Raw genomic sequence first — 21,428 nt, 5'->3', positions numbered from 1 at the left:
CGGATTTGCGAGAGAACGAGAAAAAACGTTGAGCGGTACTCGGGGCACGCCCCGCGCTAGCGCTCCTACTAGGAACCTCCTCTGTTTCACCGGTGCCAATTATGCTAAAGAAAACCACGTTTGCCCTTCGCGTCCTCGGTTCTGTTTGCCTTATGACGTCAGCTGTTACGACATTCGCTGCCTCCAAGGAACTGGTCATTACATCCGGCGGAGGCACTTGGGAGGCGGCACAGCGAAAGGCCTACTTCGACCCGTTCGAGAAGGCGACCGGTATTCATGTTGTTCTCATTCCTGAGGACCATGCGAAGCTTCTGGCGTCAGTCTCGATGGGGAAGCCTGAAGCAGATCTCACGTCGATCAATGCCGGAGAGCTGGCCGGGTTCGTCCGTCAGAACGCGCTGAGCCCGATTGATTACCAATATTTTGACAAACAGACGCTGGCAGAACTGCCAGAAAACCTGAAGAATAAGTACGGCGTCGGCGCTGTTCTTTACTCCATCGTGATGGCGTACAACAAGACCGAATACCCGGCATCCAAGAAACGTCCAAAAAACTGGAGCGAATTTTACGATACAAAGACCTACCCGGGTCCTAGAGGCATGGCTAGCTGCGGCAAGATCGTTGATGGAGGGGACCTTGAATTCGCCGCACTAGCAGCAGGAGCTGATCCGAAACACTTGTATCCGATCGATATGGACAAGGCGTTTAAGAAACTTGCAGAGATAAAGCCTTCCGTTGGCAAGTGGTGGACATCGGGCGGCGAAGCCCCGCAAAGCCTTGCTAGCGACGAAGTGGCGTTGTCGACTGCTTTCAATGGCCGAGTTTTTGCAGCGAAGAAGGAGGGCGCACCCATCGACTTTACCGACAATCAGTCGCTTATCCAGTACGACTATTGGGTAGCGATGCGAAATAGCCCCAACTTCGAAAACGCGATGAAGTTTTTGGCTTTCATCTCCAAGCCGAATCCTCAGGCGGTCTTTGCGACCGAGATTGGTTACGGACCGACCAACACCAAGGCATACGACATCATTAAGCCGGAACTTGCGAAAATCCTGCCCGGTTCGCCAAAAAGTACCGGTCAGCAGATCGTGCAAGACTATAGTTGGTGGAATTCGGCCGACTCAAGCGGCCAGACTAACTGGGATAAAGCTATTAAGCGTTGTGCGGCCTTGTTGTCGCAGTAAGAACCAAGTTGTTGCTGGCTCGAACACAGAGATGGACGCCGACATGGAGACGTTGCGTCTTTCACTAAGTCTACGATACGACCTGTAATGAAAGCACAAGCCGAATACTACCCGATGAGACGGCCTTCAGCCATTCGATGGTTTGCCCAATTCTGTCAAGATAATCGGCACATACTACTGGTGACGCCGGCAGCTCTTGTCTTGTTGGCGTTCTTTGTCACGCCTCTGGCGGGTTCGATCATCGGTAGCGTGCACGGCGCTGCCTTTGATCTTTCCGGATACAAAGACGCTCTTACTGATCCGCTATATTTCAAGGTCTTCACCAGAACGATCGAGATTGCTAGCGTTGTAACGGCCTTGTGTCTGTTACTTGGTTACCCGATTGCGTACTTCATGACGACGTTGTCGAAAAGGGCGCTGGGTGCCTTCAGTTTCTTCGTACTAGTGCCTCTTTTCACTCCTTTTCTTATTCGTACGTACGGTTGGATGGCGATCTTGGGGCGTGCTGGCGCCTTGAACAAGCTTTTGCTGTCGTTTGGACTCATCTCAACGCCACTAAAGATCACGGGGACAAGCATCGCAGTGTATATCGGGATGGTTCATGTCCTCTTGCCGGTCGGCGTATTCGTCATGTATGCCACCATGCGTCAAGCTGACCGTATGCTCGTATCGGCAGCAGGAGTACTCGGCGCTAATCCAGTTCAGACGTTTTTTCGGGTTTACTTGCCGTTGACCACACCCGGAATCATTTCGGCGGGGGTTCTTGTTTTCATCATGGCGCTGGGGTTCTACATCGCTCCAGTTCTGTTGGGCGGACCGGCCGATACGATGATTGCTCAGCTCATCGTAACTCAGGTGACGACCTTACTTAACCTTCAGTTTGGCTATGCCTTGTCTGTCATATTGCTGATTGCCACACTCGTGATTGTTGCGGCGTCCAACTTAGTTGTGCCACTTGAACAGATGTGGTCGATACAGGTTACGAGCAAGAAGCCATTTCCGTTCGTAAAAAAAGACAATGCTGGACGCATTCCTCAAAAGAGGATGACGACAGTACTGGAGCGATTTTTCCACATAGCGCTCGGCAGGCCGCGGTGGTTGGTTAGTGCGCTGCTCAAGTCGTATATCGTTCTTGCGGCCGCTTTCCAGATCATCCCGCTGATCGTCGTCTACGTTTTGTCATTCAGCTCGTCGCCGTTCCTGGTTTTTCCGCCGCCCGGATTTTCCATGAAATGGTATGTACGTTTCTTCACCGATTCTGAATGGCAAGATGCGTTGTTGATGAGCGCGAAGCTCGCGTCTGCCGGAGCGACGGTATCGGTTGTCATCGGGACGGCCGCAGCGTTTGGGATCGTCCGTGGAAATTTTCGGTTGAAGCGTTCCGTCCTGCTTTTCATGATCACACCCTTACTGGTTCCTGTGATCGTCGTCGCGCTGAGTCTGTACGTGGCAATGTCGAAAATCGGCATGTTAGGAACCTTCGCAGGTTTGGTCGCTGGCCACATGGTTCTCACGGTGCCTTACGCGATTATTGTGTTGATCGCTGCGGTTCGCGCAATTGACCTCAATCTCGAGCACGCAGCGGCTACCCTCGGGGCGAAAACGCCAATTATCTTGCGGAAGGTCGTACTTCCCTTACTCGCGCCGGCGCTCGGTACCGCATGGCTGATGTGCTTCGTTACTTCCCTCGACGAACTGCTGATCGCGTTGTTTCTCCTGGGCCGTCAGACCGAAACGCTACCTATACATATGTGGAGCGACATTCGCATCCAGGTCGACCCGGTTATGAGTGCCGCGGCAAGCATCATCGTGACCGGTGTCGCCATTCTGATTTTGCTGTCACAGTTCAAGTCCAACTCGTCCACGAAAGTGAACGTGCCCAAGGAGTAAATAATGAGCACATCAGTCAGCGTTTTCAACTTAACGCGGCGGTATTCCGGCACCACCTACGCATTGCGTGACGTATCCCTGAAGGTCGAGGCTGGTGAATTCGTCACGCTGCTTGGGCCCTCTGGATCCGGCAAATCGACGTTGTTGAAGATTCTAGCGGGGTTCGAACAGCCTACAAGTGGGGACGTGCAGATCGGAGGCAGGTCAGTAATAGATGTTCCGTCTCATGCGCGCAACATCGGGATGGTGTTTCAGAACTACGCGCTTTTTCCGCATATGACGGTTGCGGAGAATATCGCGTTTCCTTTGACGGTACGTGGGATCGGTAGCGAAGAAATCAAGCGCCGGGTTTTGGATGTTCTCAACGTCACGCATATGAGCACGTATATCGACCGTTATCCCCGCGAGCTATCCGGGGGACAACAGCAACGAGTTGCGCTCGCGCGAGCAATGATTTTCGACCCAAAGGTCATGCTCATGGACGAACCGCTTGGTGCGTTGGATCGTCACCTACGCGAACAGCTCAAGGTAGAGATCAAAAGGATTCAACGTCAGTACAACATGACCGTCTTGTTCGTCACGCACGACCAGGATGAAGCGTTGACGATGTCCGACCAAGTGGTCGTGATGCGAGACGGGCGAGTGGAGCAAAAGGCGACGCCTCACGAGCTGTACGCTCTGCCCGCTAACCGGTTCATTGCCGAATTTATTGGTGAATCAAACATTGTACCGTGTACTGCCGATCGCAACGAAGCCCGATGGGGTGGGGTGAAGCTTCCCTGCGCCAACACCTCGGTGCAAGAAGGCGAGGGTTGGCTCATGATCCGGCCTGAGTTCGTCGACATTTCATCCGATCGTCCGGCGTATGAGGGAAGCTTGAAAGGTGTGATTCAAGAATCGATTTTCCTGGGTGAAGGCACTCGGCATATCGTTTCGGTGGGCGACGTTTCATTCAAGGTCAAGACGACCAATAGGCACCGGAAGACGTATCAGGCAGGGCAAGACGTATTCCTCAGCTGGCCAGAAACGGAAGCCCGCTTTCTGGAACGGTAATAGATTGAATTCTTGTAAAGCAAATCGAAATGCGATTCGCTACCGCGACGGTGCAGATGCCGCGGAACTAACGGCAGAGCATTAAAAGCAAAAGCCTACATTATTTTTGAGCTAACCCCCGATGAGCAACGAAGAGTACGTTAGGTTGGCAGAGCAGTTCGGGACACCGCTTTGGGTGTACCGCGCTGAGATCATCCGCGATCGAATTAGGCAATTGCGACAATTCGACACCATCCGTTTCGCACAGAAAGCCTGCTCGAACCTCAGTATCTTGCGGTTAATGCGCGAAGAAAGCGTCGTCGTGGATGCCGTGTCACATGGGGAGATTGAACGAGCCCTCGAGGCTGGCTTCTCGACAGGCAGCACGGATGAGATCATTTTTACTGCTGATCTCTTTGAGCCTGACGTTCTGTCTGCCGTGGTTAAGAACAACATCACTGTCAACGTTGGCTCGCTGAACATGCTGGAGCAGATCGGGAGCGCCTCCAAGGGACATCGCGTCTGGCTAAGAGTCAACCCCGGATTTGGTGAAGGGCATAGCAAGAAGACGAATACAGGTGGTCCGCTTAGCAAGCACGGCATATGGATCGATGACCTGCCTCTCGCTGTTGATATGGCGAAGCATCACGGAGTGAAGCTCGTGGGACTTCATATGCATATCGGCTCAGGCGTCAACTACGATCACCTTTCCAGAGTTTGCCAGGCAATGGTCGATGTCGTGACTTCCCTGAACACAGACATAGAAGCGATCTCCGCGGGAGGTGGCCTGTCGGTGCCATACAAAGAGGGTGAGCCACATGTGGATTGCAGCCACTACTTCGGCTTATGGAACGACGCTCGCACCCGGATTGCAGAGCATCTTGGTCATGCGGTGCGGCTCGAAATCGAGCCGGGTAGATTCCTGACGGCGGAAGCTGGGGCACTACTGGCGCAAGTGAACGGAATCAATGCGCGTCCAGAGATGAGCTTCATTTTGCTGAACGCGGGCTTCAATGACCTCGTGCGGCCCGCCATGTATGGTAGTTATCACAAGATCACGGTGTTGAACGGCGCAGAAAATCGCGAGGAATGCGTTTCGGGGCATTTTGCGGTCGCGGGACCGTTGTGCGAATCTGGCGACGTTTTTACACAGGACTCGAGTGGCTCGGTGAAAGGTATCTCGCTCACAACCCCGAAGATTGGGGACTTCGTCGTCTTCCACGATGCCGGGGCATATGGCGCCAGCATGTCATCGAACTACAACACTCGCCCCCTTGCGGCGGAAGTGCTCATTGACGGTGATCGCACTGTCCTAATAAGACGTCGACAGACAGTCAAAGACTTACTGCAGTTGGAGCAGTTGAACTGACCGGCTTTCCTAGCTGATCGGTAAAGGGTGCTTCAAAATACATTTCTTATTAAAAGCAAGCAGTTAACGTCATAAGGAGTCCTACCGTGAGAAGAAACGTGGTGCTGGCGAAAAGCCTTGTTGGGTTGTCTATGCTGGGGGTGTGCGAGTTGGCTGCTGCGCAGGGTAGCGTTACGCTGTATGGTGTAATAGACGAAGGTTTCAACTACATCTCAAACTCAGCAGGTAAGAGTTCTTATAGTTTAGTGGCGTCCGATGTACTCGGCAGCCGGTGGGGAATGCGTGGTAGCGAAGACCTGGGCGGCGGGCTCAAAGCGGTTTTCCAGCTAGAAAGCGGATTTAACCCCAACAATGGGCGGTTTGCGCAAGGTGGAGCAGCATTTGGGCGACAAGCCTACGTGGGACTTGCGAGCGAAACATATGGGACCGTGACCTTGGGTCGGCAATATAACGCGTCCGACGATCTGTGGTCAGGCTTTACAGGCACCAGTACCATCGGTGACTTTGCGTGGCATCCACTGGATAACGACAACTCGGACTGGTTCGCACGCAGTCAGAACACCGTCAAGTACCTGTCTCCGCTGTACAAAGGATTGCAAGCTGAGGCGACGTACTCCGTTAGCAATGACGTGAATTTTGCGAATAACCGACAGTACAGTGCAGCTGTAGCGTACGCACAGGGTCCGTTTTCGGCTGCAGTCATGTATGTCAAGGGAAACAATCCAAGCGCGACGTCCGGTGGCGCCCTCTCTTCGACTACATCGTTTGGCTTCGTAGGGAGCTCACAACAGAATCTGGGCGCTGGAGTACGCTGGACCTTCAGTAACTCAGGCAACGTTGCGTTCGCGTATTCGCATGTGGACGTCTATGCGTTGCCTGACGGGACGCTGGGCAGTAATTCCACGGGAGTCAGTCTGCAAAATCAACGCTCCTGGAAATTCGATAATTTTGACGTAAGCGTGCAGCACTATTTCACGCCGGCGTTCTGGATCGCTGCAGCCTATGTGTTCACTACAGTAGGCGTCAATGCGGACACATACAGTGCCGCCAATTTCCACCTCGGATCGGTGATGTTGAATTATTCGCTTAGCAAGCGCACGAGTGTCTACGTTCAGGGCGCATATCTTCACCAAAACCAAGCAGCAGCGACAATTTTTGGTACAACGGTTGCAGGTCTGGGATTTTCAACCACCCAGAACCAAGCGCTGGCTCGCGTTGCCATGATTCATAAGTTTTAAAGTTTCATTCGTCCAGATCGACGTTGTCGCAGGCGATGCTACGTAAGGACGTCGTCGCCCTGCCTATCGATCGGTCGTGCTTCAATGGGCGAACTATTCTAGCGTGATAACTTTTTTTCATCAGGTATGGACAACGAACCGATGTCACCTTTTGACGTATCAACGGGACGGCCTTTCCTAAAGATCCACGGCCTAGGAAATGACTTTGTCTTGATCGACGGACGACAGACTCCATTCAACGTAGATGCGTCGTCGATTACGCGCATCTGTGACCGACATATTGGCGTAGGTGGGGACCAGTTACTGGTTATTGAGTCGGCAAGTGGGCCGGACGCTACCGCACGGTTGCGCATCTTCAATGTCGACGGCATGGAAGTCCAGACATGCTTAAATGCGACGCGCTGCGCCGCGTGGGTGCTTCTGACTGAGCTTGGTCTGAGGGCCGTGAAGATTGAAACGCTTGGCGGGATCATTCAAGCAATGAGCCGAAGCGATGGCCAGGTCTCGTTGAAAGTTCCGGCACCGAGTTGGGAATGGCAAGACATACCATTGGTAAGTCCAAGCAACGGAGGTCCCCTGGCTATCGAATCGGGGCCGCTGAGGTCACCGATGGCTGTCAGCATGGGGAACCCGCACCTGGTCTTCCTAGTCGCTGACTTTGATAGCGTGGATATTCCGGCGTACGCACCAGCCGTACAAAACCATCCAATGCTTCTAGAGGGTGCTAACGTCGGTGTTGCCGAACTCGTAGCGGCCGATCGGATCAAGCTTGCGGTTTGGGAAAGGCCGGGCATTCTAACGCTGGCTTGCGGAAGCGGCGCGTGTGCTGCCGCCTTGGTTGTGCGTCGACTGAAGTTGTCCACCTCATCTTCGTTCACTGTACACATGCCCGGCGGCGATCTCGCAGTGGAAGTGCTGCCAGATGAAACTACGTTACTCACTGGGCCCGTTGAGGTGCCGTTTACGGGTCGTCTTCTGATCTAGCTCCAAGTCTCCCTTGGTCCATGCGCGAGCTTGGTCGAGCAGCCACGCCCGGAATAGTGCGAAGTGTTGTGGCTGAGTTCAGTAGTCGCCCCTGAACAATTCGTTTTGGCCGTCATCGGCGACATCGGCGTCAGCGGGCGGATGCTCTCTGATCGACAGCGAAGAACAGGGCGATGAGAACAGGGCGTAAAAAAACCGCAGCTTCCTCAGGATCATCCGCAGGTTGTGACCGGCGCCGCATAGCACAGCGTGCATCGCGTCACCGAGCGCTCCCTTCAGCCAGTTCCGATCGAGTTTGCCATCTGTCTTCATGTGGCCGATGGCTGGCTCGATCGTATGCGGTCGATAAACGACGCCCTTCCAAGGAGTGGCTGAAGGTCTGAACCTAAGTGTCCGCGTGGACACATGCCCTCAGACGGTAAGCAGATCACGCGAATCGAACGCGAAATTCAGAAACGACGGGAAGTCGTGGAAGAATTCCGGCGGCAGGTTCTGGGCTTCGTCGATGATCCACACGGGCAGCATCTGCTTGCCCTCGACCAGTTCGGTGATGCGCTGCTTGAGATCGCGCCACAGGTCTGCGCGTCGGTGGCGAGGCTCCAGTCCGAGCGCGCGGGCAAGCGAGCGGTACAGGTCAATGCGGCCGAATTCCGTCTCGGCCAGATAGATGACGGTAAGCGCTAAATCCACCACACCCGATGGAGAATCGTTTACAACCGAGAGGCGAGCGTGGCCGCATCGCGGCGGTCTGGCGTGACCGGCGATGTCCACGACTGCACTTGGTTGCTGCGCGCCGTTTCATGGGTGGCGCGCTAGTTGGCAGATCAGCTCGTGCTCGTTTCGGCTTGCCGTTTCGCGTAGTTGAACGGCAGCAGGTCGCTAATGTCGGCGTCCGGTGCACGCTGAGGCAGCTCTCTCAACACGTGCAGCAGCCAGGCGTGGGGTTCAACGCCGCAGGCCCGGCACGTCAGCATCAAGCTATAGACCATCGCACTCGCTTTCGCGCCATCCGTAGTAGAACTGAAGAGCCAGCTCTTGCGACCTGTACAGAATGGCCTTATATCGCGCTCGACGATGTTGTTGTCAATGGCATAGCTGCCGTCGTTCACATAGCGGCTCAGGTATGGCCATTGCCGGCGGCAGTACCCGGGAAGCCCGCGCCGAGTGCGGAGATTTCCGCTACAGCTTCTGCTGCGCCGAGTGCCGCCGTCGCACCACGCCGCTCTCCGTGCGCTTTCTCGGCCGCCGCGTCTACGTTGCCGCAATCATGGTCGTCGTCAGTGCCACGCGCGCCAGTGCCGGCACGGCTGCCGCGATGCGTCAGCTCGGCGAGCTGGGCGTGCCGCGCGCAACGATCGCGCAATGGCGGCACTGGTGGCAGACCGACTTCGTCAGCACGCCGTTCTGGACGCTTGGGCGGGCGGCGTTCGTGCCGCCCGTCGAGACCGTGCAGGCGCCGGCGAGCCTGCTCGAGCGCTTCGCTGCGGCGTTACAGCCTGAGCCGCTGCTGTGCCTGCTGCGCTGGCTCTCGCCGCTCACCAGCGGCAGCGCCATGAGCACCGTGCATGAGGGACGGTAGCCGCCCGCAGAACTTCTCGCTCGCCCCCTCCGAACAGCGCTTGTAGTCTCGCCTCTCCCCTGAATCGCGGCGCGGCGCGCCGCATCTTTGGAGAACGCATGACTGAACTTCACGATCTACCCGTGCGGGATCGTTGGGAGCGCTTGCGCTTTGCGATCGTCGGCCCCTTGCTTGCAGCACCGCCCGAGTCGGGGCAACTGCGCGAACTCATCACCGCGCTGGCCGCCAGGCGCTGGCGTCATCCCGTCACTGGCGACGATATCCAGTTCGGCCGCTCGACCATCGAACGGTGGTTCTATCAGGCCCGCAAGGCGCCACACGACCCGGTGGCGAGACTGCGCAAGCGCAAGCGCCCAAGTGGCGCCGGCGCAAACCTGTCGCCTCAGACGGTACAGGCGATCCGCACGCAGTACCGCGACCATCCCGGCTGGACCTGCCAGTTGCACTTCGACAACCTCAAGGTCACGCTCGGTACGGCGAACATGCCGTCGTACACGACCGTGCGCCGTTACATGCGTGCGCAGGGCCTGTTCCGGGAACGCCAGCCCCGGCACACGAGCGCCGGCGCGATGCTCGCGCGCGATCGCCTCGAGAAGCTCGAGGTCCGCAGCTTCGAGGTCGAGCACGTCAACGCGCTCTGGCATCTCGACTTCCATCACGGATCGCGCAAGCTGCTCATCCATGACGGCCAGTGGATCACGCCGATACTGCTGTGCGTGATCGATGACCGCTCGCGCGTCGTCTGTCACGCGCAATGGTTTCTCGATGAGACTGCGCGCAGGCCTGATCCACGGACTCGCCCAGGCGTTCCAGCGCCGTGGGCTGCCGCGCGCTGATGACCGACAACGGTGCGGCAATGCTCGCCGAGGAGACGACTGCCGGGCTGCTCGCGCTCGGCGTGCTGCACCAGACGACGCTGCCATATTCTCCGTATCAGAACGCGAAGCAGGAGACGTTCTGGGCGCGTATCGAGGGGCGCGTGATGGCCATGCTCGAAGGCGAGACCAATCTCACGCTCGAACTGCTCAACCAGGCCATCCACGCCTGGATCGAGCGCGAGTACCATCAACGCGCATCATTCCGAGATCGGCGGCACGCCGCTCAAGCGCTACCTGGCCGGTCCCGACGTGCGGCGCGAGTGTCCCTCCAGCGATGCACTACGGGCCGCGTTTCGCATTGACGTGACACGAACCCAGCGGCGTTCGGACGGCACCGTGCGCCTGGCCGGCACGCGCTTTGAGATCCCCTTGGCTTACCGGCACCTGCAGCGCGTACGCCTGCGTTACGCGCGCTGGGACCTGAGTCGCGTCGATCTCATCGACGCCAACAGCGACGTCGTGCTGTGCCCGCTGTGACCATTGGACAAGGTCGCCAATGCCGACGGCCAGCGCCGTCGCATTGATGCCGTCATTGTCGAGCTGCCACCGGCCACTGCGCCCGGCATCGCACCGCTGCTGCGCCTGATGCTGGCCGAACATGCGGCAACCGGGCTGCCGCCGGCCTGGATTCCCGCTGACTGGCAGGAGGGCGCATGAGCCAACGCCTGCAAGCCCTCTACGGCCTGAAGTGGAACCCGTTCTCGCCGGAGCTGCCGCTCGAAGCGCTGTACGTGCCGCCCCGCGTCGAGAACTTCTGCTGGCGCATCGAGAACGCGCTCGTGCGCGAAGGCGGCTTCGCGATGATCCACGGCGAGCCCGGCACCGGTAAGAGCGTCATCATGCGCGTGCTGGCCGAGAAGCTCGAGCGGCTCACCGAGCTGATGGTCGTCTCGATCAATCACCCGCAAAGCAGTCTCGCCGACTTCTATCGCGAGATGGGCGACATCTTCAATCTGGAGTTCAAGGCACACAACCGCTGGGGCGGATTCCGGTCGCTGCGCGAGCGGTGGCTATCACATCTGCAGAGCACGCGCCGACGTCCGATCCTGTTGATTGACGAGGCCCAGGAGATGAGCGCGGGCGTACTCAACGAACTGGGGCTCATGGCCAGCGCTCGCTTCGATTCGCAGCCGCTGCTGTGCGTGGTGATCGCCGGCGATACGCGCTTGACCGACAAGCTGCGGCGCGACGAACTGCTGCCGCTGGGCAGCCGCATCCGATCTCGCCTGGCGACCGAGAAGGCCACGGTGGATGACCTGCTGGCCTGCCTCGATCATCTGCTCGCGAGCGCTGGCGCCCCACAGCTGATGACGCCGCCGCTGCGCCACACACTGTGCGAATACGCGCTGGGCAACTACCGCGTGCTCACCACGCCTGCCAACGATCTGCTCGCCACCGCCGCGCAGCGGGAATTGACCGAACTCGACGAGAAGCTGTACTTCGAGGTCTTTGCCCCGTCAACGCCATCCTCGCGCCGAACGCCCGCACGTCAACCCAATGGAGCAAGATGACATGTCCCGTAAAACATCACCTCACAAACCCGATGCGGCCCGACGCCTGCCGTTGCCCGAACTCTCCGACGAGGCCGCCTACATGATGCAGTTCTTCATTGAAGACTTCTATCTCTGGTTCAGCCGCGCCTACGCTACCCAGATCCGGCGCTACCGCAAGCCTTGGTACCGCGGTCCGACGCAACCGCCGCATCAGGTCGTCGACGAGCCGTTCTGAAACAACAACGGGGGCTTCATCGCCCCCGTTTTACTTCGTCCTTTGAACATCATTTAGCTTGCCCATTGCCCCATCGATTTACGTGCTCACGCTCAGACGCTCGCAGACTTCGAGTGGGAGTGGCCCAAACGCATCGACCGGGGCGCCGTTGAGGAGTTGATGTCGCTCGGGTTCGTTGCTGATGCGACCTATGTCGTGTTCAACGGTCCGAACGGCGTGGGCAAGTCAACGCTTGCGCGCAACCTTGCGAACCAGGCGCTCGTCGCGGGCCACACGGTGCTGTTCAGATCCGCAAGCGAGATGCTGGGGGAACTGGCTGCGCTCGACAGCGATTCGGCGCTGTGGCGGCGCCTGCATCACTACGCGGCGCCCGACATCCTGGTGATCGACGAGGTGGGCTATCTCTCGTACACAAACCGGCATGCCGACCTGTTGTTCGAGCTCATCAGCCGCAGGTATGAAGCCCGTTCGACCATTGTTACAACCAACAAGGCATTCAAGGACCGGTCGGAGGTGTTCCCGAACGCGGCGTGCGTCGTGTCGCTCGTTGATCGCCTCGTGCATCGCTCGGAGGTGATCTCGATCGAGGGCGAATCGTACCGTCTCAAGGAAGCACGCGAGCGTACCGAGGAGCGCGCCCGGCAACGCAAAACCCGCAAGCCTGCTGCAAAGAAAGGACCACAGTCATGAGCCGTGCACCCTTGTTGCCTTCGGGGCGTCGGGGCGGTTTGCCGTTCGTCGTGCCCGATGACTGGACACCTGAGCAGGCACTTGCCGTGTTCGAGTTGCTGGACGACCTGCTCGAAGTCATCTGCGCGCGGTATCAGCCCGAAATACAACGTCTGCTGCGAGAGGACCGGCAGCCACACGAACTGTCATCCAGCAAGCGCTTCCCGCCGTTCTGATTAGCGGCGCCGTCACATCTCAAGGGGCCCGCGTGGCCCCTTCATTGTTGATGGATTTACTCAACCGTGCGCCGCCATCTAATGCCGGATCTGCACCGCCGCTAACACCACGCCGCAGCAAAGCCTGTTTGAGCACGCCCTCGATGTCGAGCGCCGTCTCCGACAGACAGAACGCACTATGGGCGGTCAGGCGCGAGGCGTCGTCCATCAGCGGCACCAGATACGTCTTCGTGCGACGCCCGCCAAGCGAGAGTGTGGGGCCGTGCATCACGTCCCCATACCAGATCGAGCCTGCGTGTTCGGCGGCGAAGCTGCGCTTCTCCTGGGGCACGACATCCGGTCCGGCAATGCGTGAGATGCCGTGGGCCTTGAGCAGGCGATGTACGGCGCAGCGCGAGAGCGTGTCGCGGGGCACGAGGCCGGCGGCTTCCAGCAGCAGGCGGATCTGGCGAATCGAGCGGCGCGGATTCTCGCGTTTGGCGGCGAGCACCGCGACCTGCACCGGCTCGGGCAACTTCGAGCGACCGGTATCGGTACGGGGCGCGTCGCACAGGCCCACCAGCCCGTTGCGGCGCCACGCGTAATACCACGCCTGCAGCGTCTTCTCGCTGATGTGGCGTCGGCGTGAACCGGGAATCGCGTACTCCTGCTGCGCGAGCTGTCGCACGGTCTGCTGCAGTTCGCCCCGGCTGAGCCGCTCACGGCTGACCAGCGGGCCGAGCACCGACAGGCGGAACAGCGCCTTCGGGTCAATGTCGTTCATGGTGGTCCCTGTCGAAGTGAAGGAACCGCCATCAAAGCGCCGATCGGCGGCGCACGGCAGTGAGCAGACTGTGTGGAGTGCCCGTTACGGTGTGAACAGCGCCGTCGCACAGCACACCGGAGTCAGCCGGTCATGGGACAGCGACGCCGTCGTGATCCAGCCAGGCCATCGCCTCGCATAGCGGCATGCGATCGAGGCAGGTCAGCCAGAAGTCGTCGCGACCGACACAGCGGCCGAGTTCCGTAAAACGGCCGCACAGATGGAAGGCGAACATTCTGTGCGCCGCTATCAGTGATCGCCACCAGCGCCGCACGGTGTGGTAGCCCAGCGCGAAGAGGGTTGCCGTACGGCGTAACGAGGCGCCCGCGATCAGCGACTGCAACACGTTCTGCTGCAATGACCAGCCGTACCATCGACGCGCAGAGATGCATAGCGGCAGACGTGAACAGGTGCGCGTGCAGGATGGGCAACGGAAGCGCGGAACAGGCACCGGATTGAGCGCGCCGTCGGCGCTGCGATCCGCCTTGCGGCCGTAACAGCCGTGACACCACAGGCAGCCACTGCCGCAATGAGGACAGCGATCGGGCCGGTAAGTCGCGGGAGAGGACTCAATTGCGCGACGATGTTGTTCCAGGGAGAGAAAGGCAAATACAATGCGATGCATGGCCGGTCTGTTCTTGATGTTTGTACGACGCCTGAGAAACATCGCACGATATCAGAGCAGCGCCGGTCATCCTGCTACCCCTCATGTCTCGCGCTTCGCGCGGTAATCGACAAAACATCGTCCTGGCTGATCTCGCGACGATCTCTCTCCCTCCTGCTTGTTCTGCGCGCGACGTAACAGTGTAGCGCGACCTTCCATTTGGCGGAGGCAAGCTCGAGCGACACCGCGAGGACGATTGGCTCTGTAACCGTTGTGTATGCGGGTTCTGCGTGCATGATTCTCTCCTATCAGCCAGGGGCACCGCACAGATTTTAGGCGCCGACTAGGCCGTCGAGGCAGCCATGCTTCATAGGATCTTTCATTCTCTAGGCGACGCGTTCATATAGGAAACTCACCTGCTCGCTGCAGACCAGACGGATCATTTGGCAAACGGGACGAGGCCACGTATAGGGTCGCAACTGCTCATCCTGTCTGTCACAAAACACGAAAACTGTAGCAAGGGCGACGCGTTCATATAGAAGCTCATCCCGGAACGAAAGCCTGGACTGTCCGATTTGTCATCTAGATGACGTCGGCTGTAGGAATTCGTTCAATTGATACGTGGTTGGGCGATTACTTTGGCCGGCCGCGGCCTTATTTCGACAGGCATTGATCTTGTATTCCAATGGAATAGCGCGCTTTTTAACATTCATGGGGCGGGCGCGATGAATTTTTACAAAGGAATGGACAGCACTGGGACCGGAGCGATGCGTGAATCAGATGGCTGCGCAAAAGAGATGTTCACAATGTCAAAGCTGGCTGACTTCGTGCCTGCCAGCCACCGCTTGCGCTCGAATCCTACTTGGCTCAACGATGTATCGCCGGCCTTAACGACAATTATTTCGAGACAATTGAAAAACTAACGACGTTAAGCTTGCAATTCACCCGTTCGTCACTCGCTGATGCATTGGGATTTGCACACAAGGTGTGGTCGGGAACGGAGCTTTGGAGCCCGCGCGTGCTGCAAGACGGTCTCGCTATTCCTCCCGTTGAACGAATTTTGACCTACGGCAACTGCGTCGCAGGCCTCTTGTTGGAAGCAGAAGCCGAAATTGCACGGATTGCTCACATAATGGATGAGGCATGGTATGGCCTATTGCAAACGGTGGCCCGGGACAATGCCGAGAGGGCGCCAGCTGTCAGCGCGACAGCCATTGATTCTCTGAACCCAGCAATCTGGGTAACGAACAGGCTATTCCGGCTGCAGAACATTGGCGAAAAATTTCTGAACTCAATGAGAAACAATCTTGAGTCTACTGACGACGTGTCCGAAAGTAAGAAGGCGAAAGTAACTCGAGGAAATTAGCCAGCAGTATCGGGCCCGGTCCCCTCAATGGTACGGCGGCGGGTGTTCACGACATCAATGCGGCAGAAACGTTGTTGCGTGGCCAAGAAAAGCATGTGTACGCTAACGCCGGATATCAGGGTATTGAAAAGCGACGTCAGGGGAAACCGTTACGCTGGAATACCACGATACGACAAATTCCGGTGGAATTCGAACGGTTCACTGGGTAATTCATCATGCAGGGGGGGACTCTGCGATGTGATGAGATTTTGGGAAACTGACTATCAGTTCAGGGAATTGAAAAATGGCCAAGAAGATGATTGCATTTGCTCTTTCCGGTCTTGCTGGCTTTAATGCACATGGAGCGGGGTTTCTGGCAGCCGCCACGCACTTGGACGTGAAACCAGACTTGGTTACGGCTTCAAGCGGACAGCTCATCGTTTTGGCTGAATGGTTGCGCGGTACCGATCTGAAGAATTTTATACGTCGGTCGAGCGTACCCGCTATATTCGGGCCACTTAAAATGGCGCTAACGGGCCTTCCGGGAGTGTTCGCGCCAGCGACTGTCGAATATTGGCTGCGCTGGAATTATCTTCCAACTTCGCTTAATAGTCTAAGTGCATATTTGTTGCCTGCTCAGGTATATATACCAACAAGGAGCGAAAAATACTTCGCTGAAATCTCGACGATATTAAACGAAGCAGCACTGGGAACAGCGGACATCGGCGTAGTGTTCAATGCGTACGACCCCGTAAACGGCAAAGGATTTTTATTCGGAAATTGTGCTGCAATGAATATGCTTCCGGACGTTAAACTTTTACCTATAACTCCGAAAGCAGTCGAGGCGGCATTGTGGTTATCGCTCTATGGATTTGAAGGCTTGCCGAATGGGTTGATGGACGGCGCGTATCATCGTCCGTGCGTGATTTCCGAATTGCATTCTTTCGACCAGATATTTGCAGTGCGTCCGTTGGCGCACGGATGGCACGGTGAAAAACCGGCTAGTTGGTTCGATGTTCAGGACTGGCAGTGCGAGATGTGGTTCTCGGCCGGCTACGATGCCGAAGTGGCTGACATCAAACGCATCAATAAGCTTGTAGAACTTGGTGCCTTGACTGACGAGCGATACCGGATAGTAGATCTGCGCGAGGTGTTGACAAAAAATCCTTGTGGGTACTTTAATTTCTTCTCAGAACGTCCCGAAGTTTTCGAGGATGCCTACGAGGAAGCTATGAAAAATCTTCAGTAACACGACGGTCCATCTTCGACGCCGGATGTCAAACTAAGCCAGAGGGGACACCTTGGTGAGGCTGGTTTAACCGAATCGGGCGATTTGAAAGCCTTACGCTGCTCCATATGAAAGCACTTTAGTTTGAATCTTGGCACCTCTGGTCTGGTGTTGCGCGTTCGCGGCGAGCCCTGACGCCAGCGTTTGTCGGCGTCCTGAGTTGTCTACAGTGAAAACTATTGGGCGTTCACCGTTGCGTGCCAACGCATGTCTGTTTTGTTGCGCGAAATCCGGCTGTGAGACTTGAAGAGCCGTGAGCCAAGCCCAGAAAAGCGCAACACTTCAAAAGGTACCTCTGAATGTATTAAAACTCATTATGATAAATTCGCAATCGAAATTTATTTGGCCACCGAAGCTTGGTGCGACGATCCGTATATCGGTCTCTAAGAACTCGATAATCTCGCTGTTAAATCCTGGGCCCATTCGTAGTGGGGCGCCGTGCGTGGCTGTTCGCAGACACAACCGGCGGGGCGAAGGCGAGTGCCAACCTCTATTCGCTCGTCGAGACATGCAAGGCCAACGGTGTCGACGCCTACCGCTATCTGACCGAATCATTCAAAGCGCTGCCTTACGCGCGAAGCGCCGACGATTACGAGGCGCTGTTGCCATGGAAGCTGGGCCAGCATACGGACGGCACCGCGGCCTAATTGGCGTCAGCATGCAAGGGCGTGGTCAATCGAGCTAAAGTCGGAAGTGGTGTACGGGGGATCTGAGGTGGGGAATTGAAGGCGGTGGAGGTTTCAGCTGAGAATCTGATTGTCGAAGTCGGAAACCAGCAAACAACAAACCATCCACCATGAGGAAGGATACGGAAAAAGCAGTCGTCGGTCTATCGGGCGCCGGCCTCGGGCTGGACGAATTGGTCCGCCAAGGAGCGCGGCAGGTGATTCAGCAAGCGATTGAAGCGGAGTTGGCTGAGTTGATGGAGCGCTTCGCGAACGTCAAGACATTGCACGGGCAACGCGCCGTAGTACGCAACGGCTACTTGCCAGAACGCGAGGTGTTGACGGCCGCCGGCCCGATAGCGGTGAAGGTGCCAAAGGTACGCGATCGATCAGGATCGGGCGTGAAGTTCAATTCAACGATTGTGCCGCCGTACGTAAGGAAGTCGCCCCGTGTAAGCGCAGCGCTGCCGTGGCTGTATCTGAAGGGCATCTCGACTGGCGACATGGGCGAAGCCCTGAGCGTGTTGCTTGGCGATGACGCCAAGGGCTTGTCGGCCAACGTGGTGAGCCGGCTGAAGGCGCAATGGGCCGACGAGCACGTGGCCTGGAGCCGGCGTGATCTGTCGGAGTCGCACCACGTCTACTGGTGGGTCGACGGCATTCACACGGGGCTGCGCAGCGAGAACTCCGACGGCCAATGCTTGCTCGTGATCATCGGCGTGAAGCCGAACGGAAGCAAAGAGCGCGTGGCGATCGGCGATGGATATCGCGAGACGAAAGCATCCTGGCTGGGTAAGCGGCTCGTGCCGGCCGTTATAGACGGTGGCTGAGGGCGACATCAAAGTGATGCCCACCATTCCTGATCTCATGGGCATCACTTTGACACAGTCTGCAGAGAAGAAGCCGGTACACGAACGGGGCGCCCGAATTACCCCCGGGAGCTTCGTGAGCGACTGGCAGCGGCCGCTTGCGAGCCGGGCGTATCAGTCGCAAGGCTGGCTCGGGAGAATGGCATCAACGCGAACATGCTGTTCACCTGGCGACGGCGATATCTGGCCGATCAGCAAGCTCGATCTGCCGGGCTCATTCCGGTCGTATTGCTAAGCGACACGCCGACGGAGGTCATCGCGTCAGCCCCGGCAGAAGTGCAAGTGCAGAGCGCGAAGCCTGTACCACCTGTGGGCACAATCGAGATCCGGATCGGTCGTGCGGTGGTTAAGGTGGACGGCCTGGTAGATGCCGATATGCTTCGGATCGTGCTGGGTAGTCTGCGCTCATGATCTCCCTACCGGCAGGCACGCGCATCTGGATCGCTGCTGGCATCACTGATATGCGCTGCGGGTTTCATGGGTTGGCAGCGAAGGTGCAAACTGCGCTTGAGGAGAATCCGCTGGGCGGCAACGTCTACATCTTCCGCGGCCGTCGGGGCGATCTGATAAAGATTCTCTGGGCCACGGAAGACGGAATCTGGCTTCTTGCGAAGCGGCTTGAACGAGGCCGTTTTATATGGCCCAAGGCCGACGGTGGGAAGGTCCATCTGAGCTCTGCGCAACTGTCGATGCTGCTTGAGGGCATCGACTGGCGGCAGCCCCGTCGCACCGCCGCACTATCGATGTTGTAAACCGCGCAGCAGACTCGTAAACTACGGCGCATGTCGAACGGCGCCGATCTCCCTGACGATATCGAACTGCTGAAGGCCTTGCTGGTCGAGGCCCGTAGTCTGCTTGCCGAACGCGATGTCGAGATTGAGCAGCTCAAGGCGCAGATCGACAAGCTCAGGCGCATGCAGTTCGGTCGCAAGTCCGAGCAGCTACAGCGGCAAATCGAGACGCTCGAGACTCAACTTGAGGATCTGGCCGCCGTGCGCGGCGTTGTGGATGTGCAGCGTGCGCAGGCCCTCGGTGCAAATGCGTCCACCTCGAACAGAACGACGGACGAGGCGGCTTCCAGGCAAGCGCTTGCCGCGCATCTGCCGCGCCAGGATTATGTGCTCGAGCCTGAATCAAGCTGCCCGGATTGCGGTCAACCAATGCGGGCGCTCGGCGAGGACTCATCCGAACAACTCGCCCGGGTTGCAGCGGCGTTCAAGGTCATTCGCACGATCCGGTGCAAACTGGTTTGCCCGTGCTGCAGCACGATCACGCAGCCGCCGATGCCTGGGCTGCCGATCGAGCGGAGCATCGCCCATCCGAGTTTGCTGGCAGACATCCTCGTCGCGAAGTATGCAGACCACCAGCCGTTGTACCGGCAATCCGCGATCGCGGCGCGCGACGGCGTGACGCTCGACCGGGCCAGCATGGGTCGCTGGGTGGGCCAGTGCGAGGCGCTGTGCGCACCGCTAACAGAGGCGCTGCGTCGCTATACGGTGTCGGCCACCAAGCTGCACGCGGATGACACGCCGATCCCGGTGCTATCACCGGGCAACAGGAAGACCCGCACCGGCCGGCTATGGGTCTACGTGCGCGCCGATCGTCGCTCGGGCTCGACGCAACCGGCTTCCGTCTGGTTCGCGTACTCGCCGAACCGGCAAGGCATCCATCCTCAAACCCATCTCGCCAGCTTCAAAGGAATTCTGCAAGCGGACGCCTACGCGGGCTTCGACGAATTGTTCCGCGATGGCTCGATACGCGAGGCGGCATGCCATGCCCACGCGAGGAGAAAGTTCTACGACATCCACGTGCGCACGCCATCTGACACAACACAAAAGGCACTTGAATATATCGGCGGGCTCTACGACATCGAGGCCGCCATTCGCGGCAGGCCCGTCGCCGAACGGCTGCGAATACGGCAGGAGAAAGCCAGACCACTGCTTCAAACCTACGAAGCGTGGCTCAGGGCAAAGCTCGAAACACTGTCGTCGAAGTCCGATACGGCCAAGGCGATCAACTACACGCTGAACCAGTGGAGCGCTCTCACGTTGTATTGCGAAGACGGTACGCTCGAGATCGACAACAACATCGCGGAGAACGCGCTGCGCTGCGTAAGCCTGGGCCGGAAAAATTTTTTATTCGCCGGCTCAGACAGCGGCGGCGAACGGGCAGCCGCAATGTACGCATTGATTGGCACTTGCAGACTGAATGACATCGATCCGCGTGCCTACCTCGACTATGTGCTAACCCATATCGCCGGTCACAAAATCAATCGCATCGACGAGCTCCTGCCTTGGCGTGTGGCCGACAAGCTGCACACGCCAGCCAGTCCGCCAGATCCCTCTAACTGACCGGCAGCCCCAGTTCACCATCATGCCTCACGCGCACGAGAATGGACGAACGGCTCAGCTGAGCCGCTTACCTGGCTGGAGCTGTTGCTTGACCTGAAAAAGCGTGGCCTGCAGGCTGGCCCGCGACTGGCGGTAGGTGACGGCGCTATGGGCTTCTGGGCGGCGCTGGAAGAGGTATTTCCGGCCACGCTGGGTCAGCGCTGTTGGTTTCACAAGATGGGCAACGTACTGAACGCGCTGCCCAAATCGCAACAAGCGCGTGCGAAGGCCGACATGCAATCGATCTGGATGGCCGCGACCCGCACCGACGCGTACGCTGCGTTCGATCGTTTCGTATCGATCTACGCGGCGAAATATCCGAAGGCGACCGAGACGTTGAAGAAGGACCGAGACAGCTTGCTGGCCTTCTACGAGTTCCCCGCCGAACATTGGCAGCACCTGCGCACGACCAACGCGATTGAATCGACGTTCGCGACGGTGCGTCACCGTACGACACGCACGCGTAACTGCGTGTCGCGGCCGACCTTCCTCGGCCTGGCATTCAAGCTGATTGAGGAAGCTGAGAAAACTTGGCGCCGTATCAACGGCCCGGAAAAGATCAAGCTGTTGCTCGAGGGCATTGCCTTCAAGGACGGCGAACCGGTGCAGGACGATCGGCCGGTTCAGCAGAAACTCGCCGCTTGATATCGATCGTCACGATGCTGCCTATACACCACT

Annotated in this window: 19 protein-coding genes and 9 pseudogenes; 23 read left to right on the top strand and 5 right to left on the bottom strand. The window is 57.9% G+C overall.

Annotation, left to right across the window (positions count from 1 at the left end; all coding sequences use genetic code 11):
- Positions 1-101 precede the first annotated feature (101 nt).
- From AB3X98_RS20660 to dapF, 6 genes are all read left to right on the top strand, one after another.
- A complete protein-coding gene (locus AB3X98_RS20660) occupies positions 102-1,184 on the top strand; it encodes an ABC transporter substrate-binding protein (protein WP_368604255.1) in 1,083 nt (360 codons plus the stop codon).
- Between the two features lie 87 nt (positions 1,185-1,271).
- Positions 1,272-3,074 carry an ABC transporter permease subunit gene (locus AB3X98_RS20655; RefSeq protein WP_368604256.1) on the top strand — a complete coding sequence of 601 codons (1,803 nt, stop codon included), beginning with the start codon at positions 1,272-1,274 and terminating at the stop codon, positions 3,072-3,074.
- A 3-nt stretch (positions 3,075-3,077) separates the two neighbouring features.
- On the top strand, positions 3,078-4,127 hold the full coding sequence (locus AB3X98_RS20650) for an ABC transporter ATP-binding protein (RefSeq protein WP_368604257.1): 1,050 nt from the start codon (positions 3,078-3,080) through the stop codon (positions 4,125-4,127).
- Positions 4,128-4,248: 121 nt separating this feature from the next.
- Complete coding sequence (lysA, locus tag AB3X98_RS20645) at positions 4,249-5,475, top strand: diaminopimelate decarboxylase (protein WP_368604258.1); 1,227 nt, start codon at positions 4,249-4,251, stop codon at positions 5,473-5,475.
- Positions 5,476-5,561: 86 nt separating this feature from the next.
- Positions 5,562-6,713: a porin gene (locus AB3X98_RS20640; protein ID WP_368604259.1), complete on the top strand. Its 1,152-nt coding sequence runs from the start codon at positions 5,562-5,564 to the stop codon at positions 6,711-6,713.
- Between the two features lie 126 nt (positions 6,714-6,839).
- On the top strand, positions 6,840-7,697 hold the full coding sequence (gene dapF, locus AB3X98_RS20635) for a diaminopimelate epimerase (RefSeq protein WP_368604260.1): 858 nt from the start codon (positions 6,840-6,842) through the stop codon (positions 7,695-7,697).
- Between the two features lie 78 nt (positions 7,698-7,775).
- On the opposite strand, the pseudogene AB3X98_RS20630 reads toward dapF, so the two are convergent.
- From AB3X98_RS20630 to AB3X98_RS20620, 3 genes and pseudogenes are all read right to left on the bottom strand, one after another.
- Positions 7,776-8,030: pseudogene (locus AB3X98_RS20630) on the bottom strand (hypothetical protein); the annotation flags it as partial.
- Positions 8,031-8,108: 78 nt separating this feature from the next.
- A complete protein-coding gene (locus AB3X98_RS20625; RefSeq protein WP_368604261.1) occupies positions 8,109-8,468 on the bottom strand; it encodes an AAA family ATPase in 360 nt (119 codons plus the stop codon).
- 53 nt (positions 8,469-8,521) lie between these two features.
- Positions 8,522-8,842 (bottom strand): annotated as a pseudogene (locus tag AB3X98_RS20620) (transposase); the annotation flags it as partial.
- On the opposite strand from AB3X98_RS20620, the gene AB3X98_RS20615 reads away from it, so the two are divergent.
- The 6 genes and pseudogenes from AB3X98_RS20615 to AB3X98_RS20590 all read left to right on the top strand — a co-directional run bounded on the left by AB3X98_RS20615 (position 8,821) and on the right by AB3X98_RS20590 (position 12,787).
- The gene (locus AB3X98_RS20615; RefSeq protein ID WP_368604262.1) at positions 8,821-9,276 is read left to right on the top strand and encodes a hypothetical protein; all 456 of its coding nucleotides are present in this window, start codon (positions 8,821-8,823) and stop codon (positions 9,274-9,276) included. The pseudogene AB3X98_RS20620 and the gene AB3X98_RS20615 overlap by 22 nt on opposite strands.
- Positions 9,277-9,374: 98 nt before the next feature.
- Positions 9,375-10,811, top strand: a pseudogene (locus tag AB3X98_RS20610) (DDE-type integrase/transposase/recombinase).
- Positions 10,808-11,665, top strand: a complete 858-nt coding sequence (locus AB3X98_RS20605) for an ATP-binding protein (protein WP_342922775.1) — start codon at positions 10,808-10,810, stop codon at positions 11,663-11,665. The pseudogene AB3X98_RS20610 and the gene AB3X98_RS20605 overlap by 4 nt, the downstream one beginning before the upstream one ends.
- Position 11,666: 1 nt before the next feature.
- Positions 11,667-11,882 carry a hypothetical protein gene (locus tag AB3X98_RS20600; RefSeq protein WP_069269390.1) on the top strand — a complete coding sequence of 72 codons (216 nt, stop codon included), beginning with the start codon at positions 11,667-11,669 and terminating at the stop codon, positions 11,880-11,882.
- A gap of 93 nt (positions 11,883-11,975) precedes the next feature.
- Positions 11,976-12,572: pseudogene (locus AB3X98_RS20595) on the top strand (ATP-binding protein); the annotation flags it as partial.
- Positions 12,569-12,787, top strand: coding sequence for a hypothetical protein (locus AB3X98_RS20590; protein ID WP_368604263.1), 219 nt, complete (start codon positions 12,569-12,571; stop codon positions 12,785-12,787). The pseudogene AB3X98_RS20595 and the gene AB3X98_RS20590, both read left to right, overlap by 4 nt.
- 19 nt (positions 12,788-12,806) lie before the next feature.
- Here the strand turns inward: AB3X98_RS20590 and AB3X98_RS20585 are convergent, their stop codons facing one another.
- A complete protein-coding gene (locus AB3X98_RS20585) occupies positions 12,807-13,550 on the bottom strand; it encodes a helix-turn-helix domain-containing protein (RefSeq protein ID WP_368604264.1) in 744 nt (247 codons plus the stop codon).
- A gap of 130 nt (positions 13,551-13,680) precedes the next feature.
- Entirely contained in the window at positions 13,681-14,214 is a 534-nt protein-coding gene (locus AB3X98_RS20580; protein WP_368604265.1) for a DUF6431 domain-containing protein, read from the bottom strand.
- Between the two features lie 593 nt (positions 14,215-14,807).
- Between AB3X98_RS20580 and AB3X98_RS20575 the strand changes: the two genes are divergently transcribed.
- The 11 genes and pseudogenes from AB3X98_RS20575 to AB3X98_RS20525 form a co-directional block, all read left to right on the top strand.
- On the top strand, positions 14,808-15,116 hold the full coding sequence (locus AB3X98_RS20575; RefSeq protein WP_368604266.1) for a hypothetical protein: 309 nt from the start codon (positions 14,808-14,810) through the stop codon (positions 15,114-15,116).
- A gap of 11 nt (positions 15,117-15,127) precedes the next feature.
- Positions 15,128-15,559, top strand: a complete 432-nt coding sequence (locus AB3X98_RS20570; RefSeq protein WP_368604267.1) for a hypothetical protein — start codon at positions 15,128-15,130, stop codon at positions 15,557-15,559.
- Between the two features lie 29 nt (positions 15,560-15,588).
- Positions 15,589-15,690: pseudogene (locus AB3X98_RS20565) on the top strand (IS5/IS1182 family transposase); the annotation flags it as partial.
- A gap of 152 nt (positions 15,691-15,842) precedes the next feature.
- Entirely contained in the window at positions 15,843-16,787 is a 945-nt protein-coding gene (locus tag AB3X98_RS20560) for a hypothetical protein (RefSeq protein WP_368604268.1), read from the top strand.
- Positions 16,788-17,245: 458 nt separating this feature from the next.
- A pseudogene (locus AB3X98_RS20555) lies at positions 17,246-17,473 on the top strand (transposase domain-containing protein); the annotation flags it as partial.
- Positions 17,474-17,622: 149 nt separating this feature from the next.
- Positions 17,623-18,282 (top strand): annotated as a pseudogene (locus AB3X98_RS20550) (transposase); the annotation flags it as partial.
- A gap of 162 nt (positions 18,283-18,444) precedes the next feature.
- Positions 18,445-18,510: pseudogene (locus AB3X98_RS20545) on the top strand (IS66 family insertion sequence element accessory protein TnpB); the annotation flags it as partial.
- Positions 18,511-18,516: 6 nt separating this feature from the next.
- Entirely contained in the window at positions 18,517-18,771 is a 255-nt protein-coding gene (locus AB3X98_RS20540; protein WP_368604269.1) for an IS66 family insertion sequence element accessory protein TnpB, read from the top strand.
- Positions 18,768-19,112: an IS66 family insertion sequence element accessory protein TnpB gene (gene tnpB, locus AB3X98_RS20535; protein ID WP_368604270.1), complete on the top strand. Its 345-nt coding sequence runs from the start codon at positions 18,768-18,770 to the stop codon at positions 19,110-19,112. The genes AB3X98_RS20540 and tnpB overlap by 4 nt, the downstream gene beginning before the upstream one ends.
- A gap of 30 nt (positions 19,113-19,142) precedes the next feature.
- Positions 19,143-20,711, top strand: coding sequence for an IS66 family transposase (locus tag AB3X98_RS20530; RefSeq protein WP_368604271.1), 1,569 nt, complete (start codon positions 19,143-19,145; stop codon positions 20,709-20,711).
- Positions 20,712-20,780: 69 nt separating this feature from the next.
- Positions 20,781-21,395, top strand: a pseudogene (locus AB3X98_RS20525) (IS256 family transposase); the annotation flags it as partial.
- Positions 21,396-21,428: the final 33 nt, after the last annotated feature.

Source organism: Paraburkholderia sp. BR14312 (assembly GCF_040948675.1).
Taxonomy (GTDB): Bacteria; Pseudomonadota; Gammaproteobacteria; order Burkholderiales; family Burkholderiaceae; genus Paraburkholderia; species Paraburkholderia nodosa_A.
This window is presented reverse-complemented; position numbering and strand designations above follow the sequence as displayed.

Bases quoted from the DNA above. Each gene is read 5' to 3' on its own strand.
- AB3X98_RS20585 (WP_368604264.1), bottom strand. From the start codon at position 13,550: ATGAACGACATTGACCCGAAGGCGCTGTTCCGCCTGTCGGTGCTCGGC.
- AB3X98_RS20650 (WP_368604257.1), top strand. From the start codon at position 3,078: ATGAGCACATCAGTCAGCGTTTTCAACTTAACGCGGCGGTATTCCGGC.
- AB3X98_RS20530 (WP_368604271.1), top strand. From the start codon at position 19,143: ATGTCGAACGGCGCCGATCTCCCTGACGATATCGAACTGCTGAAGGCC.
- lysA (WP_368604258.1), top strand. From the start codon at position 4,249: ATGAGCAACGAAGAGTACGTTAGGTTGGCAGAGCAGTTCGGGACACCG.
- AB3X98_RS20655 (WP_368604256.1), top strand. From the start codon at position 1,272: ATGAAAGCACAAGCCGAATACTACCCGATGAGACGGCCTTCAGCCATT.
- AB3X98_RS20560 (WP_368604268.1), top strand. From the start codon at position 15,843: ATGGCCAAGAAGATGATTGCATTTGCTCTTTCCGGTCTTGCTGGCTTT.
- tnpB (WP_368604270.1), top strand. From the start codon at position 18,768: ATGATCTCCCTACCGGCAGGCACGCGCATCTGGATCGCTGCTGGCATC.
- dapF (WP_368604260.1), top strand. From the start codon at position 6,840: ATGGACAACGAACCGATGTCACCTTTTGACGTATCAACGGGACGGCCT.
- AB3X98_RS20605 (WP_342922775.1), top strand. From the start codon at position 10,808: ATGAGCCAACGCCTGCAAGCCCTCTACGGCCTGAAGTGGAACCCGTTC.
- AB3X98_RS20590 (WP_368604263.1), top strand. From the start codon at position 12,569: ATGAGCCGTGCACCCTTGTTGCCTTCGGGGCGTCGGGGCGGTTTGCCG.
- AB3X98_RS20615 (WP_368604262.1), top strand. From the start codon at position 8,821: ATGGCCATTGCCGGCGGCAGTACCCGGGAAGCCCGCGCCGAGTGCGGA.
- AB3X98_RS20540 (WP_368604269.1), top strand. From the start codon at position 18,517: ATGCTGTTCACCTGGCGACGGCGATATCTGGCCGATCAGCAAGCTCGA.
- AB3X98_RS20600 (WP_069269390.1), top strand. From the start codon at position 11,667: ATGTCCCGTAAAACATCACCTCACAAACCCGATGCGGCCCGACGCCTG.
- AB3X98_RS20580 (WP_368604265.1), bottom strand. From the start codon at position 14,214: ATGCATCGCATTGTATTTGCCTTTCTCTCCCTGGAACAACATCGTCGC.
- AB3X98_RS20660 (WP_368604255.1), top strand. From the start codon at position 102: ATGCTAAAGAAAACCACGTTTGCCCTTCGCGTCCTCGGTTCTGTTTGC.